The sequence below is a fragment of the Priestia sp. FSL W8-0524 genome (assembly GCF_038005965.1).
Lineage (GTDB): Bacteria > Bacillota > Bacilli > Bacillales > Bacillaceae_H > Priestia > Priestia zanthoxyli.
On sequence record NZ_JBBOUG010000001.1, the window covers coordinates 3,799,864 to 3,815,754 of the forward strand.

The 15,891-nt window shown below is 39.1% G+C and carries 14 protein-coding genes; all 14 read right to left on the reverse strand.

The features are described 5' to 3' along the window. Window positions 1-68: 68 nt before the first annotated feature. The 14 genes from NST66_RS19905 to NST66_RS19975 all read right to left on the reverse strand — a co-directional run bounded on the left by NST66_RS19905 (window position 69) and on the right by NST66_RS19975 (window position 15,844). Complete coding sequence (locus NST66_RS19905; protein ID WP_028411388.1) at window positions 69-1,157, reverse strand: BMP family lipoprotein; 1,089 nt, start codon at window positions 1,155-1,157, stop codon at window positions 69-71. A gap of 133 nt (window positions 1,158-1,290) precedes the next feature. Then, on the reverse strand, window positions 1,291-2,016 hold the full coding sequence (locus tag NST66_RS19910; RefSeq protein WP_028411389.1) for a GntR family transcriptional regulator: 726 nt from the start codon (window positions 2,014-2,016) through the stop codon (window positions 1,291-1,293). Between the two features lie 640 nt (window positions 2,017-2,656). After that, the gene (locus NST66_RS19920; RefSeq protein ID WP_182029300.1) at window positions 2,657-5,014 is read right to left on the reverse strand and encodes an FtsK/SpoIIIE family DNA translocase; all 2,358 of its coding nucleotides are present in this window, start codon (window positions 5,012-5,014) and stop codon (window positions 2,657-2,659) included. Between the two features lie 138 nt (window positions 5,015-5,152). Then, the gene (locus NST66_RS19925; protein ID WP_028411391.1) at window positions 5,153-5,362 is read right to left on the reverse strand and encodes a YlzJ-like family protein; all 210 of its coding nucleotides are present in this window, start codon (window positions 5,360-5,362) and stop codon (window positions 5,153-5,155) included. Further along, window positions 5,359-6,111: a ClpP family protease gene (locus tag NST66_RS19930; RefSeq protein WP_013058820.1), complete on the reverse strand. Its 753-nt coding sequence runs from the start codon at window positions 6,109-6,111 to the stop codon at window positions 5,359-5,361. The genes NST66_RS19925 and NST66_RS19930 overlap by 4 nt, the downstream gene beginning before the upstream one ends. Before the next feature lie 105 nt (window positions 6,112-6,216). Then, a complete protein-coding gene (locus NST66_RS19935) occupies window positions 6,217-7,884 on the reverse strand; it encodes a ribonuclease J (RefSeq protein WP_034265208.1) in 1,668 nt (555 codons plus the stop codon). A 193-nt stretch (window positions 7,885-8,077) separates the two neighbouring features. Further along, window positions 8,078-8,950 carry a 4-hydroxy-tetrahydrodipicolinate synthase gene (gene dapA / locus NST66_RS19940; protein WP_013058822.1) on the reverse strand — a complete coding sequence of 291 codons (873 nt, stop codon included), beginning with the start codon at window positions 8,948-8,950 and terminating at the stop codon, window positions 8,078-8,080. 75 nt (window positions 8,951-9,025) lie between these two features. Then, on the reverse strand, window positions 9,026-10,258 hold the full coding sequence (gene dapG, locus NST66_RS19945; RefSeq protein ID WP_028411393.1) for an aspartate kinase: 1,233 nt from the start codon (window positions 10,256-10,258) through the stop codon (window positions 9,026-9,028). Window positions 10,259-10,297: 39 nt separating this feature from the next. Continuing rightward, window positions 10,298-11,341, reverse strand: coding sequence for an aspartate-semialdehyde dehydrogenase (asd, locus tag NST66_RS19950; protein ID WP_013058824.1), 1,044 nt, complete (start codon window positions 11,339-11,341; stop codon window positions 10,298-10,300). A gap of 191 nt (window positions 11,342-11,532) precedes the next feature. Beyond that, window positions 11,533-12,138, reverse strand: a complete 606-nt coding sequence (locus tag NST66_RS19955) for a dipicolinate synthase subunit B (protein ID WP_013058825.1) — start codon at window positions 12,136-12,138, stop codon at window positions 11,533-11,535. After that, window positions 12,138-13,037, reverse strand: coding sequence for a dipicolinic acid synthetase subunit A (dpaA, locus tag NST66_RS19960; protein WP_013058826.1), 900 nt, complete (start codon window positions 13,035-13,037; stop codon window positions 12,138-12,140). The genes NST66_RS19955 and dpaA overlap by 1 nt, the downstream gene beginning before the upstream one ends. 188 nt (window positions 13,038-13,225) lie before the next feature. Beyond that, complete coding sequence (locus tag NST66_RS19965) at window positions 13,226-13,492, reverse strand: YlmC/YmxH family sporulation protein (protein ID WP_013058827.1); 267 nt, start codon at window positions 13,490-13,492, stop codon at window positions 13,226-13,228. Window positions 13,493-13,590: 98 nt separating this feature from the next. Beyond that, a complete protein-coding gene (locus tag NST66_RS19970) occupies window positions 13,591-14,835 on the reverse strand; it encodes a M16 family metallopeptidase (RefSeq protein WP_028411394.1) in 1,245 nt (414 codons plus the stop codon). Between the two features lie 28 nt (window positions 14,836-14,863). Then, window positions 14,864-15,844, reverse strand: a complete 981-nt coding sequence (locus tag NST66_RS19975; RefSeq protein ID WP_033579798.1) for a polysaccharide deacetylase family protein — start codon at window positions 15,842-15,844, stop codon at window positions 14,864-14,866. Window positions 15,845-15,891 lie beyond the last annotated feature (47 nt).

Consider the following 15,891-nt stretch of genomic DNA (forward strand, 5'->3'; position numbering starts at 1 on the left):
GGCTATGAAAAAGGCTAGTTTTCACTAGCCTTTTATACTTATATAATCATTGCTTAACAGATATCAGCTTATTTTTTAAGCGTTTTTTCAAACTCTTTAAATTCTTTATCCGTTTGAGGCACTGTAATGTCACCGTCTAGAATTTTTTGCTTATACTCATCAACTGCTTTTAACGCATCTTTGCTTACATTATCTTGTGATGGAGCAATTCCCACTCCGTCTTCTTTTAAGCCAAACACAACCTCTTTACCGCCTGGGAATTTGTCGTCCATTGCTTGTTTTGCAACATCTTCTACAGCCAGGTCAACGCGTTTTACCATCGAAGTTAACGTTACGTTTTCAGGCATACCTTCTTCATGCTGATCGCGATCAACTCCAATTACCCAAACCTTTTTGTCTTTACCGCCTTTTGAACGGTTTTTAGCTTCTGTAAATACGCCGTTTCCAGTACCGCCAGCCGCTTGATAAATAATATCAGCGCCTTTGCTGTAAATGGTAGAAGCGATAGCTGAGCCTTTTTCTGGAGAGTTAAAACTTTCCGCGTATTGAGAAATAACTTCAGCGTCTGGGTTTACAGATTTAACACCTGCTTTAAATCCGTTTTCAAACTTCTTGATTAATGGAGATTCAACGCCTCCGATAAAGCCGATTTTGTTCGTTTTCGTTTGTTTCGCTGCCACTACACCTACTAAGAAAGAGCCCTGCTCTTCTTTAAATAGAATGCTCGCCACGTTATCTAAGTTTTCTGATTTTAACGTATCGTCTACTAATGCAAAGTTAGCATCTGGATACTGCTTTGCTGCTTTTTTAATGTCTTCTTTTAACAAAAAGCCAATTCCATACGTCAAGTTGTAGCCACTCTCAGCAAATTTAGAAAGGTTGCTCTCGTATTCAGATGCTTTTGTAGACTGCAAATATTTGTATCCAGTCCCTTCATCAAGTCCGTTGTCTTTCCCAAACTTTGTTAGACCTTCCCAAGCAGATTGGTTAAACGATTTATCATCTACCCCGCCCGTATCTGTTACCATTCCCACTTTAAAATCCGCTGCTTTTTTATCTCCGCTGCTCTTATCTGCGTCGTTTGAGCCACACGCGCTTAAAAGTGTTCCTGCCGCTAATACTAGTGATAATGCAAGTCCCGTTTTACGTTTTAACATGTTTTAACCCCCTGAATAGTTTTAAAAGTATAAAGCCAATTTTCTATTTCGTCCCTGTGACCTACATTTGACACCTCCTTAAAAGGACAATGTTAAATAGTTGTAAATTTTCTGACATTTAACCATAAAAAAACTAGACGCGTTTACGCAGTACTTGGAAACTAAATTGATCTGCTTTAAAATAATTGATGGAATATAAAATGGGTTCATCATACTGGTCATAATGCATTTGTTTCAGCACAAGCAAAGCGGTTTCTGGCTCGCATTGTAAAATAGGAGAAACTTTTTCATGATAGCCTAGAGGCTCAATATTTGCCACGGCGTATGAAATGTGCTTTCCTGCTTGTTTTTCAAGAATTTCTAGCAAAGATTCCTGTTTATATTCGAAATTTTCAGGCAATATTTTTTGAGGAACCTTGTCCATGCAATATACAACAGGCTCTCCGTTTGCCGTTCTCACCCGTTCAACAAATAAAATCTGTTCGTCTTCCCCGCAAGCAAAACGTGTTAAATCATTTTCAGACAACTCTTGTATTTGAGAAGATAAGAAGATTGTTCCGGCCTTCATACCAGCTTGTTCAATCATATGTGTTATACTATTTAATTGCTCAATCCCTGACAAAAAAGTAGGCTTCGTGTTGACAAATGTTCCCACGCCGTGTCTGCGAACAATAATATTCTCTTCTTCTAATATGCGAAGTGCCTCACGTAGCGTTGCGCGGCTAACCCCTAGCTGCTTTGATAAATCAAACTCTGAAGGGAGTCTTTCCTTTTCTTTAAAAATTCCTTTTTCTATATTTTGTTTAATTTTATCAATCACTTGTAAATACAAGTGCCGATTATCCGCACGTATAGACATCACTCTTCCTCCATATTAAAAAGTCATCAGACCTCTGATGTTCGACTACTTAATCGAAAATAATATATCATTTTTCGACAGATAAATAAATAGGTTATATTAATTTTTTGTTAAAATTTTTAATATTTTTTTAAAAAAATGAATTTTTGTTATTTTTTAATGTCAGCATACCTAACAACCTACTTTTCTTCTAATATTAGATAAAACCCAAACATTTTAGTCATTAAATTTTTTAATATTCGTTTTTATTTTATTTATTTAGCATGACATATTTTTGTATAATACTATTCTTACCGTCCCTTCTTCCATAAAAAAATGAGGTTGAGACATAACGAAATGAATCCAATCTAAAGACAAACAAATAAGATACATGAGCTGAAACGCTTGCGACACCGCAGTTGATTTCCGTGCAAGACTTCGGTTTCCACGGGCGGGCAATGGGCCTCCTCGTCGCTTACGCTTTTCCCGCAGGAGTCTTCACCTTGTCTTTCAGTCAACTGCTAGAAGGAACGAAACGGATGAAACCTATATTCACCCTAACAAAAAAAACGAACCGCTAATCAGACATGTTGATTAGTGATTCGTTTTTCACTTAGGCTAAAATACTTTTGTCCCAGCTCCATCTTTTCTAATAACCTTATTAAGATCCAACATCTTCATTTTGCTGAGAAATCAGCACCGAACGCGGCTTACTTCCTTCGTAAGGCCCAACCACTCCACGATCTTCCATCGCATCGATTAAACGTGCAGCCCGGTTATAGCCAATTCGAAAGCGTCGCTGCAGCATAGAAACAGAAGCTGTTTGCATTTCTGCCACAAGCTGAACCGCTTCGTCATATAGCTCATCTGCAAAATCATCGACTTGTTCAGGGGCATCTGTTGGAATCATTTCTTCTTGATACTGTGCTTTTTGCTGTGCAATTACAAAATCAACAATCTCTTCTACTTCTTCATCTGATAAAAAGGCACCTTGCACACGCACAGGTTTTGAAGCTCCAACAGGCATAAACAGCATATCTCCTCTTCCTAGAAGCTTCTCAGCTCCTCCCATATCTAGGATCGTACGAGAGTCAGTTTGTGAAGATACACTAAAAGCGATTCGGGAAGGAATGTTTGCTTTAATAACTCCAGTAATAACATCTACTGATGGTCGCTGTGTAGCAATAATCAAATGAATGCCGGCAGCACGAGCCATTTGAGCAAGACGTGTGATCGAATCTTCGACGTCAGATGAAGCAACCATCATCAAGTCAGCCAACTCATCAACAATCACCACAATATAAGGAAGAGTCGGCTGTTTTGCATCGGCGTCTCCATCATCATTCATACGTTTTACTAAATCGTTATATCCTTCAATGTTTCTCGTTCCGCTGTGTGAGAACAACTCATAACGTCGCTCCATCTCACTTACAACTTTCTTTAATGCTTGAGAAGCTTTTTTCGGATCTGTTACGACAGGAGCCAATAAATGCGGAATACCATTGTACATATTCAACTCAACCATTTTAGGGTCAATCATCATTAATTTTACTTCATGAGGCTTTGTTCTCATTAAAATACTAATAATAATACCGTTGATACACACACTTTTTCCGCTTCCTGTTGCCCCTGCTACAAGCATATGAGGCATTTTATTAAGCTCTGCTAGCACAGCTTCGCCTGAAATATCTCTTCCTAAACCAACTAATAGCTTTTTATCAGGTCGGTTATTTTCAGTCGCTTCAAGTACTTCTCTAAGTGAAACCATCGCTACTTCTTCGTTCGGCACTTCAATTCCTACCGCTGATTTCCCGGGAATTGGAGCTTCAATCCGAATATCTTTGGCAGCTAATGCAAGTGCTAAATCATCACTTAAATTGACAATCTTACTTACTTTTACTCCTACATCAGGATATACTTCATATTTTGTAACAGCTGGTCCAAGGTGAACTTTTGCCACTTTTGCTTTTACGCCGAAACTTTGAAACGTTTTTTCAAGCTTTTCGGCATTTTTATAAATGTTTTTATGCTCTTTTGCCTGGTTACTTTTCTTTGGCATCGTCAATAGCTTGATAGGAGGAAGCTCATACTCTTTATTTTCCGTTTCAGTAAAGGTAATCATAGGAGCTTTTTCTTCTTCCTGTTCCTTTTGCGGCCTTGGCTGTTGCGGTGCAGCAGCTACAGGCTTCGATTCCATAACCGGAGGCGCCGGAGCTATAGGAGCAGCAGGAGATTGACTAGACTCTTCCTCTCCATAATCAAAGTGTTCAATAATTGGAGGCGAAGGTGCTTCCACTTCTATTTCCACGCTTTCTTCAGGTTCTTGAACAGCTTTTTCTTGGCGTCTCTTTTTTGTTGTTTTAGGGGCTTTTTTCTTCTTATGTTTCCACGTCTGAATATCTTGCCAGCCTTCTTTTAACTCCGTTGTTAAAAAATTAACTAGAGGTGACAGAAGTTTTAATACCGTTTCGTGAAGCGAACGTCCGGTAATGAGCAGTACCCCAATCACAATAAGCAAGGCAGCGATAAGTTCTGTTCCTAAGCTATCAAACAGATAGTAGAACATGGCAAACATAATAGCTCCTATCATCCCTCCCCCTAAATCACTGTGATTCGATTGTCCCGTTGCTTCGAGCATATACAAATCCCACGTATTCATAATGACAGATGGATCTGTAAACGTTCCGTTTTTCGATAAATTTTCAAATAACGTCACGTGACTAAACAGTAAAATAGATAAAATAATGAGGTATGTACCGATAAGCTGCCGCGTCACTAAAGGAGGCATTTCTCTTTTCCAAATAATATAAACAGATAGAATAACCATTCCGATTAAACACAGCATATACCATTCGCCAATAAATAAGCGGACCACGAGTACAAGAGCCTGTCCTACAGCACCGAGTCCTGCCATGGCAATTAACGTTAACGCTAATAAAAATAAGCCAATAAGCTCAAAGCGCAATATGCGTTTCCATTCATCCTTTTTTATTTGACCTCTTCGTTTTTTCTTTGCCATTTTTCCACTCCAATCAACGTCCAACACCCTATGTTGATTTTGTTTCTTTTATCAGTTGAATAAAAAAGCAGCCAATACAGCGGCTGCCTTCTTCGTCATATTCATTATACCATATTCACCATAATTATACTGAAATCCTTACGACAAAATTTGACCAGGATAATAATTTTCATTCAAATAATCTTGAGGATTCGTGCTTAAAACCCTCACAATTTGCTGTTGTTTTTGTTCATTTTCTTCAACGATAACCGGGATTCCATTATGATTAATAAGCTTTGGCTGAGATTGTTCTTGATGATAAGACTGCTGAAAAATCAGTTCTTGTGGCATCATTGTATATAAAATCATTGCAGCAGCTGCTCCTCATTCTGACGTCCTTGCTCAATCAGTTCATTCAATTTTTTGATTGCTTGAGCAACTCCGCCTACTTCGTTAATTAACCCGTATGAAACAGCATCTCCGCCAACTACATTTGTCCCGATATCACGCGTTAAGTTCCCTTTTGAAAACATAAGTTCTTTAAACTTTTCTTCTGAAATATGAGAGTGTTCTCTCACAAAGTTAATCACGCGCTCTTGCATTTTATCTAAGTATTCGAATGTTTGCGGTACACCAATAACAAGACCCGTTAAGCGAATGGGATGAATGGTCATGGTCGCTGTACCGGCAATATACGAATAATCAGTTGAAACCGCAATTGGAACACCGATTGAATGTCCGCCTCCTAGCACAATGGACACAGAAGGCTTGGATAACGAAGCAATCATTTCCGCAATGGCAAGACCTGCTTCTACATCTCCACCTACTGTATTCAAAATAATAAGCAATCCTTCAATTTTTGGATTTTGTTCAATCGCCACAATTTGCGGGATGACATGCTCATATTTTGTCGTTTTATTTTGAGGAGGCAGCTGCATGTGCCCTTCGATTTGTCCTACAATCGTTAAACAGTGAATATTAGAATCCTGAGGAAGCTGAGCCACGTTGGTCTGTCCCAATTGTTGAATTTTATCTAATATTCCGCCCTTGCTTTCTTCATTTTTATTAGGCTGCTGAGGCGCTTCATCAGAATGTAATCTTTCGTTATTTTCAAACATATTCTAGCTCCTTTCACTTATTGATAGTAGTAGTATGAACTTCTCATAGTTATTACATCCGCATCAGCTGCAAATAAAAAGCCTTCCCAGCGGGAAGGCTTCACATTAGATTTCCATGATAATCGGTAAAATCATCGGTTTACGACGGGTTTTTTCATATAAAAATTGATTTAAACTTTCTCTCATTTTTAATTTTAATGAAGACCACTCGATCACTTTGTCTTCCATACACTTTTCTAAAATTTGCTGAACAATCTTCGTTGCTTCTTCTAAAAGCTTTTCTGATTCTCTTACATAGACGAAGCCTCGGGAGATGATTTCTGGCCCCGCTACTACTGTTTTTTGACGTTTATTAATCGTAACTACTACCGTTAAGATTCCGTCCTGTGACAGCAGCCTGCGATCCCTCAGAACGATATTCCCAATATCGCCGACTCCTAGTCCATCAATGAGCGTATTTCCCGCTTGAATAGAACCGCTAGGGTACATGCGAGCATCTTTAAACTCAACTCGCTCACCTTTTTCAAGCAAACAAATATGATCTTCTGATATTCCTAATTGACCGGCTAGCTTTGCATAAGCTTTTTGTTTTCGGTACTCTCCATTCACAGGCATGACATATTTCGGCTTTGTTAAGTTAATCATAAATTTTAGTTCTTCTTGACTGCCGTGTCCGGAAGCCTGCACTTTCTTCTGAGCAAACACTACGCTTGCTCCTAAACGAAAGATGACGTCAATTGTTTTTGAAAAGGTCGTTTCGTGCCCCGCCACGGGTGTAGCAGCCAGCAGGACCGTGTCATCTTGTTTGATTTGAATCAATTTATGGGACTGTCTAGCCATTCGAGTAAGACCTGAAATCGGCTCTCCGTGATGACCTGTTGTTAAAATAACCGTTTCATGTTCTGAAAGATCCTTTAGCTTTTGCACAGGAACAATTAAATCCTCAGGCAGCTGCAAATGTCCAAGTTTTGCTGCAATATCAATAATTTTCAGCATACTCTTTTCCATAACGATCAGGTTACGGCCATGCTGATATGCGGCATGAATAATTTGCTGAATACGGTGCAGATTGGAACTGTATGCAGCAACAATGATTCGACCTTTGCTTTTATAAAAAGCGTCGGTAATATTTTGTCCGATGACGGCCTCGGAAACTGTATAGCCTGGCTTATCCGCATTTGTACTGTCTGAAAGCAAACACAGGACGCCTTTTTCCCCAATGGCAGCCATTTTTCCAATATCAGCGCTTTGAATGCTGACTGAGTTTTGATCAAATTTAAAATCACCTGTATATACAATCGCACCTTGATTGGTTTGTAAACAAATGCCGACTGAATCTTGTATACTGTGCTGCGTTCTAAAAAATGAAATATCCACTCCTTCAAACGATAAAACCGTTGACGAAGTGATAGGATGTAAAGCTTCATATTTTTTAATTCCATACTCTTTTAACTTTTCTTTGATAAGCGCTAGCGTTAATTCTGTACCATATACCGGCACGTCCAATTTTTGAAGTATAAAGGGAATCGCCCCAATTTGCTCTTCGTGTCCATGAGTAACAAAAATGCCTTTTACGTTCTGCTGATTTTCTACTAAATATGTAATGTCAGGAATGACAATATCAATTCCTAACATTTCCCCTCCCGGAAACTTTGACCCTGCATCTAACACATATATGTTTTCATTGATTTCCACCACATACATGTTTTTTCCAAGTTCTCCGACTCCACCCAAGGCTGAAATTTTAATATTTTCTGTCTTTTCTAGTACCATAAGTTCCTCCTACTTACTTTCACCCGTACAATTTCATTTGCTTACATTATAACTGAAGTAAGAATTGGAATACAAGAAATTTCATTCGTCTATTTCCGTCATCTGCTCTTCTGTTATCTTATAAGAAAAAAACGTCTCTTCATCAACTCGTATATACGGTCAATGAAGAGACGTTTAAAAACATACTTATAGCTTATAGCGTATTTAATGTGCTGACTAACGTTTGGCGTTCTTCTTCCGTTAACGGAACTAAAGGTAATCGTACCGATCCTACGTCTAACCCTTTTAGCTGTAAAGCTGTTTTAACAGGCGTTGGACTTGGAGCCGCAAAAAGAGATTTCATCACAGGTACAATACGCTGATGAATTTTTGCTGCTTCTTTCGGATTTCCTGACTCATACAGCTTAACCATCTCTTGCATTTCATTTCCAATAACGTGAGAGGCAACAGAAATAATCCCAGTTCCTCCAATTGCTAATACCGGCAGTGTTAAGCCATCATCACCGCTGTATAAAGCAAAATCATCGCTTGTTTGTGCGATAATAGCTGTCATTGCGTCAAGGTCGCCGCTTGCATCTTTTAACGCTACAACATTTGGCAGTTCAGCTAGGCGTACAATTGTATCCACAGACATATTGATCACGGATCGCCCTGGAATATTGTATAACATGACAGGCAGCTCTGTACTTTCAGCAATTGTTTTAAAGTGCTGATATAAGCCTTCCTGATTCGGCTTGTTATAATAAGGTGCTACAATCATAATCGCATCTACGCCGATTTCTTCTGCCTTTTTCGTTAATTCAATTGATGCATACGTATTATTGCTTCCTGTACCTGCAACAACAGGTACACGGCCATCTACTACCTTTACTGAGTGGCGGAACAGCGCCAGCTTTTCTTCTGTTGAAAGCGTAGGAGATTCACCCGTTGTTCCTGCAATAACCAACGCATCTGAACCGTTGCTGATTAAATAGTTAATAAGCTGCGTTGTTTTTTCAAAATCAATATTTCCTTTATGATCAAAAGGCGTTACCATCGCTGTTGCGACTTTCCCAAAATCAATCATGTTTTCACTCCTTGAAATTGCATTATCCCTATTCATGTAATGAACCGTTAGCTTATAGCTAACGGAACATGTAGTTTATCTCTTTTGCGGTGCTTTTGACAAGTCAAAGGCACCATGAAGAGCATTAACGGCTTTCTTTAAATCCTCTTCTTTTACAAGCACCCAAATCGTCGTATGGCTGTCAGCAGATTGTAAAATCTGAATACCTTCGCTAGAAAGAGCTGTAACAATTTTAGATGTAACACCAGGCACCCCTGCAATTCCTGCTCCAACCGTTGATACTTTGGCACAGTTGCGAATAACAGCCGGCTCATACCCTAGCGCATGAAGCACATCAATTGCTTTGTCAGTTGCTTCATCTGTTACCGTATATACAACACCCTTCGGTGAAATATTGATAAAATCTACGCTGATTTTTTCTTGTGCCATTGCTTTGAATACCTCTGCTTGCGTATCATAATGGCCTTCTTTACTAAAAACTTTAATTTGAGTCACGTTGGATACGTGGGCGATGCCTGTTACAAGGCGTTCTTGCACATCGCTTCCACGCTGCTGTGCTTCACCTTGAGATGTAACGAGCGTACCTTCTGAATCAGCATACGTGGAACGGACGCGCATCGGTACTTTTGCTTGCATGGCGATCTCTACGGCACGTGGGTGAACTACTTTTGCACCTTGATAAGCCATGTTGCATATTTCGTTATATGTGACAACGGATAGCGGTCTTGCATCTTCTACAATACGCGGGTCCGCTGTCATCACACCTTCTACATCCGTGAAAATGTCAATGTAATCAGCCATAAGGGCTGCACCTAACGCTGAAGCAGATGTATCGCTACCTCCGCGTCCAAGCGTTGTTGTATCACCTTCAGCAGTTGCCCCTTGAAAGCCTGTTACGACAACGACATCATATTCTTCTAATTCTTTTAACAAACGGTCGCATTTCATTTCTAGTATCTTGGCATTGGTAAAATCATCATTCGTCACAAACCCTGCCTGTGCACCGTTTAATGCTGTAGCTTTAATCCCATTTTCGTTTAATAAATTTGTAAATACAACCGATGAAATTAATTCTCCGCATGCCATAAGCATATCAAGCTCACGTTTGTTAAGAGACGCTTTATTTCCATCAACAAGTGAAAGCAATGTATCCGTTGCATACGGTTCACCTTTTCGTCCCATTGCCGATACAACAACGACTACTTTGTAACCCTCACTTAATGCATTATTTAAATGATAGATTGCTCTTGCTCTTCCTTCTTCGTTACGAACGGAAGTTCCTCCAAATTTTTGGACGATTATTTTCATACTTACACCTCATCATGTTCCGAGACACTCTGGTTGCGCTTATTTTACTAAGCTAAGCTTAATAAGTGATTCTGCAATTTGTACAGAATTCCAAGCTGCACCTTTTAACAAGTTATCAGAAACGATCCACATATGGAAACCGTTATCGCGATCTAAATCTTTACGAATACGGCCGACAAACACATCTCGTTTACCTACACAGTCTGCTGGCATTGGATATACTTGATTTTCTGGATCATCTTGCAATACGATACCAGGTGCATCAGCCAATAAATTTTTCACATCAGCTACCGTTACACCGTCTTTTTCAATTTCAATGTACACTGACTCTGAATGACCTGTTACAACCGGTAGACGAACACAAGTAGCAGCTACTGGCAATTCAGGCATGCTCATAATTTTTTTCGTTTCATTAATCATTTTCATTTCTTCAAATGTAAAACCGTTATCTTGAAATTTATCAATTTGCGGAATGGCATTAAAAGCAATTTGATAATGTTTTTTATCTCCACCAACCGGTAAAATTTCCGGTGTAAACTCTTTTTCTTCTAAAATAGCTTTAGCTTGTTCTTTTAATTCATTAATTGCAGCAGCACCTGCTCCAGAAACGGCTTGATACGTTGATACTAGCACTTTAGATAAGCCGTATGTTTCGCGTAATGGCTGTAATGCTGCTACCATTTGAATTGTAGAGCAGTTTGGATTAGCAATGATTCCGTTATGTGCGTGTAATGCATCTTCGTTCACTTCCGGCACAACTAACGGGACATTTTCATCCATTCGATAAGCGCTTGTGTTGTCTACAACGATTGCTCCGCGTTTTACTGCCTCTGGTGCAAGTGCTTTTGAAATGCTGCCGCCTGCACTGAATAAAGCAATGTCTACGCCTTCAAAGCTATCAGGAGTTGCTTCTTGCACAACAACTTCTTCTCCGTTAAACAACACTTTTTTACCAGCTGAACGAGCTGAAGATAATAACGTTAATTTACCAACTGGAAAATTACGCTCCTGTAGGGTTTTAATCATTTGTTGTCCTACTGCACCTGTTGCTCCTACTACTGCTACATGTAATTCTCTTGTCATTTTAATACCGCCTCCAACAATTTTCAACTACTCAACATTTATCTGCATATACTGACTATTTTAACATATTATTATGCTTCATTGCGTCAAAGAAGAGAAGATTTTTAAAATCTTCTCTTCTTTGAGATTGAGAGTTCTCTTACAGCCGCAGTATTGAACAGATTCATACAACAGCAAGAGGCATATATGTCCTATGACTCTTGACCGTCGCGGAACCTTTCGACAATAACAGGCTGAATCTGTTTATCTTCAAGCGCTGCGTACACCGTGTCTGATAACATCGTCATACGCGCTACCATTGAATTTGGTTTAAGCACCGGGTCATCTTGACCAAATGGAATAAAATAAATATTTTTAGTCGCCATTAGCCTCATTAAGTTTACACCATTTAGCCCTAGTGCGTCATTAGTCGAAATTCCCAGTACCACTGGCTTATTATTACGAAGCGTTGCTTTAGCTGCCATGAGTACCGGAGATTCAGTCATTGCATTCGCAAACTTACTCATCGTATTCCCAGTGATTGGGGCAACTACCATACAATCAAGCGGAATCTTTGGTCCTAGAGGCTCTGCTTTTACAATTGTATTGATGACGGCGTGACCTGTTAATTCCTCAATTTTCTTCACCCAGTCTTCTCCATCTCCAAAACGAGTATTTGTGGATTGTACAGTGTAAGAAACAACCGGTAACACTTCTGCTCCCAAATTAACAAGCTTTTCAATTTCTGGCATAACCGCATCATACGTACAGTGAGATCCGGTCAAGCCGAATCCTATTCTTTTACCTTTTAATGACATTATTTTTTCTCCTCTCTCGCATCCGCAGCGTCTTTTAATAAATTCACTAATACATTAGCGACAATCTGACCTGCTGTTTTTGGAGCCACAATCCCTGGAAGACCAGGTGCTAAAATAGCTTTAATTCCTCGTTTTTCTGCATAGCGGAAATCGGTTCCTCCAGGCTTTGAAGCTAAATCAATAATGAGCGCGTGGGTCGGGACATTAGATAATGTCTTAGCCGTTAAGATGGGGTATGGAATGGTGTTAATACATATATCACTATCAGCAATTTCTTTATCGAGTTCAGAAAGATAGAAAGGCTGCAAACCCATTTCAGCAATACGTGCTAAATGTTCAGATTTTCTAGCTCCTACTTTTACATTGGCACCAAGTGCAGCAAAGGACCTCGCCACGCTCATTCCTACTCTTCCTAAACCTAGGACAGAAATATTTGAACCGTGAATGGTAAAATCCGTATGTTGAATAACAAGCATGATGGTACCTTCAACAGTAGGAATAGAGTTATAAATTGCTACATCATCACGCTCAAATAGCTGAACGAGTTTACGGTTTGTCGTTTTGACTAATTCGTTTAAATACCCATTGCTAATACCAGAATAAATAATGCAGTGCTCAGGCGTTTTTTTAAGTATTTCTTCAGTCAATACTACTTTTTCATTTGAAAAAATAGTATCTACTTGCCCTTCGTGATTTGTTCCAGGCACTGGAAGGATGATGGCGTCAACATCTGAAAAATCCAGCTCCTCTATCTGATATTTCGTCGCACCTGTAAAACCATGATCTAGCTGATCAAAACCAATAAGAGAGGTTTTTGCATCTAATTGAATTAATTTTCGAATGACTTCAAGCTGCCTAGCATCACCGCCAATTACAGCTATGTGCAAATCCGTTAACATGTTTCATTTTCACCTTCTTTAACATTAAATAGATGTATCCTTCGCTTAAACCATCGAGATGTAAAGTGCTATCATTACGCCCTAGAATGCCTATTGCTTTTCTTCAACATACTATGTAAACACACAGGAATCGGTGAATCTTTATCCCTGAAAATAAAAGAAACGAGATGCAGGAAGCATCTCGTTTGTTATTTTGTTGACTCATTATTTATGTCTTCTAGCTGATGAACATTTACAATCACCATATCCGTACCAATTTTTTCGATATTCCCCCACGGCACTCGCACTTCATCTCCTTGTTTTCGAAATCCAAACCACTTCACAGATGGAATAATAAGCGCATTAATTTGTCCCGTATGTTCATTAATTTCAAGATCTGTTTGCCCTAAAATACCCAAACGCTCTGCTCGCTTAACATCTACAATTTCTTTTCCACTCAGCTCACTTAATCTCATGAAATCCCTCCTTTCATCTAATTTATTGAACAACCATACAAAAAATGACATAAAAATAAGGCTGGCTCAATTATTTTAGCCAACCTTACTTTTATGGTTTAATTTCCTTTAAAACCCTTAGGTAAATCTCCACTCGGGCTTATTAATGAAAGCGCAAATTCGTCTTTGAAAATATCTCGTGCAAGACCATTTACACTATCTTTAGTCACGGCATTAACAAGGTCTAAAATCTCATCTAATGAACGGTGATAGCCCAGCATTAACTCATTTTTTCCGTTTCTGCTCATACGGCTATTTGTACTTTCAAGACTCAGCATTAAGTTTCCTTTCAGCTGCTCTTTGCTGTTAGCAAGTTCTTTATCTGTAATACCTTTGTCTTTCAAATCATAAAGCGTTTCTTGAACCGTATCATATAATACGTCGAGCTGATGGCTTCCAGTTCCCCCATAAATCGTTACAAGACCACTGTCTCGATAAGAAGAATGATAAGAGAAAACAGAGTAAGCCAAGCCGCGCTGTTCACGGACTTCTTGGAACAAACGACTGCTCATGCTTCCGCCAAGCACGTTGTTTAATACAATTAAGCTATATACATCTTCTCCGCCGATTGGCAAACCTTTAAAGCCAAGGCAAAGATGAGCTTGTTCTGTCTCTTTTTTGCGCGCAATATGATTTGTATGGAACTCAGGCTGAACATATTGATGAGCGGAATGACTTGACGTATATGTACCAAAATAGTTTTCCACCTGTTGTATAAAACTCTCATCAATGTTTCCAGCTACTGAAATAACGATGTTTTCAGGAATATACATTTGCTCCATATATTGACGAAGCGAATCACCGTTAAATGTTTTTAACGTATCTTCCGTTCCTAAAATTGGATACCCTAATGGATGATTGCCATATACGGCTTTTCCTAATAGATCGTGTACAATATCGTCAGGTGTATCTTCATACATTTTAATTTCTTCATATACAACATTTTTTTCACGAGCTAATTCCTCTTCATCAAATGAAGAATTAAAGAACATATCCGCCAGCACATCTAGCGCTTGATCTGCGTGTTCGTCTAATACTTTTGCATAGTAGCACGTGTATTCTTTAGAAGTGAATGCATTTACTTGTCCCCCAATGCGGTCGAAGCTTTCTGCAATTTCACGAGCAGATCTTGTTTTTGTTCCTTTAAAAAACATATGTTCAAGAAAATGTGATACACCATTAATTTCAGGGTGTTCACTTCGAGAACCCGTTCCGATCCATACCCCAATGGCCACAGATCGAACAGTTGGGATATTTTCCAATACAATTCTTACACCATTTTTGCACGTATATCGTTTTATCAAGCTAGTGCCTCCCTTTTGCTTATCTCACTTACTTCTTAGTAGAAGAAGGTAGTTTCATCATTCGTTCTTCATCTAGCATCGTTGACACATCGCTAACTTTCAGGCCTTTGCGTTCAATATCGGTTAACAATTGGTCAAGCGATTCAGCCGTTGATTCAGTCGGGTGCATCAGTACAATAGCCCCTGGATGAATCTTTTTCATTACTCGATTAATTAACACTTCTGAACTCGGCTTTTGCCAATCGATTGTATCAACTGTCCACATGATGGTACTCATTTTTAACTGAGAAGCAAGCGTTACTACTTCGGGGCGAAAACTGCCGCTCGGCGGAGCAAACCATTTTACTTTTTGTCCCGTAGTAGATGTAATAATATCATTCGTTTTTTTAAGCTGCTGATTGATTTGACTAGCCGATAAAGTGGCCATATCAGGATGAGAATAAGAGTGGTTTCCCACTTCATGCCCTGCGTCTACAATCATTTTTGCCATATCTGGATTATTTTTAACCCATTTTCCTTCTAAAAAGAAGGTTGCTTTAGCATGGTGCTTTTTCAGCACTTCTAACATTTTAGGCAAATACTCGTTCCCCCATGCTACGTTCACTGTAAACGATACCATAGGCTTTTCATCGTGTCCACGGTAGATAGGTTCCTGTGGTAAATCCTTCAAGTGAACCTTTGGTCTAACCTGTTTGTACACTAATTTTTTTTCATCAAATTTACCCGCAGGTTTCATATTTTTATAAGAAGCAGCAAGATCAACTTTTATGCCGTTATAGCCAGGAACCCGTTTCCAAACGGGATCGATTCGTGCATTCGCCGCTGGCTTTTCATAATCTTTTGCTTTTTCTTCAATCTTTTGATATAACGCATCATGCTGAGCTGATACAAGTTGTACATCGGATTTAAGTGCTTCTATATATGCTTCAGCAAAAGGATTATAAATAGATTTATATGTAATTGCCAGTAAAAATAGAAATGCTGTAAATTGCACAATGGTTCTCTTCACTTATCCTTCCCCCTTTACCATTTAAAATATGTATAAAGAGGACAAGG

Coding starts and splice junctions, on each gene's coding strand:
- dpaA (WP_013058826.1), bottom strand. CDS start 13,037: ATGTTAACGGATTTGCACATAGCTGTAATTGGCGGTGATGCTAGGCAG.
- dapA (WP_013058822.1), bottom strand. CDS start 8,950: ATGATTGATTTTGGGAAAGTCGCAACAGCGATGGTAACGCCTTTTGAT.
- NST66_RS19955 (WP_013058825.1), bottom strand. CDS start 12,138: ATGTCATTAAAAGGTAAAAGAATAGGATTCGGCTTGACCGGATCTCAC.
- NST66_RS19935 (WP_034265208.1), bottom strand. CDS start 7,884: ATGGTACTAGAAAAGACAGAAAATATTAAAATTTCAGCCTTGGGTGGA.
- dapG (WP_028411393.1), bottom strand. CDS start 10,258: ATGAAAATAATCGTCCAAAAATTTGGAGGAACTTCCGTTCGTAACGAA.
- NST66_RS19925 (WP_028411391.1), bottom strand. CDS start 5,362: ATGATTTTATATACAATGATGCCACAAGAACTGATTTTTCAGCAGTCT.
- asd (WP_013058824.1), bottom strand. CDS start 11,341: ATGACAAGAGAATTACATGTAGCAGTAGTAGGAGCAACAGGTGCAGTA.
- NST66_RS19910 (WP_028411389.1), bottom strand. CDS start 2,016: ATGTCTATACGTGCGGATAATCGGCACTTGTATTTACAAGTGATTGAT.
- NST66_RS19930 (WP_013058820.1), bottom strand. CDS start 6,111: ATGTTTGAAAATAACGAAAGATTACATTCTGATGAAGCGCCTCAGCAG.
- NST66_RS19920 (WP_182029300.1), bottom strand. CDS start 5,014: ATGGCAAAGAAAAAACGAAGAGGTCAAATAAAAAAGGATGAATGGAAA.
- NST66_RS19965 (WP_013058827.1), bottom strand. CDS start 13,492: ATGAGATTAAGTGAGCTGAGTGGAAAAGAAATTGTAGATGTTAAGCGA.
- NST66_RS19905 (WP_028411388.1), bottom strand. CDS start 1,157: ATGTTAAAACGTAAAACGGGACTTGCATTATCACTAGTATTAGCGGCA.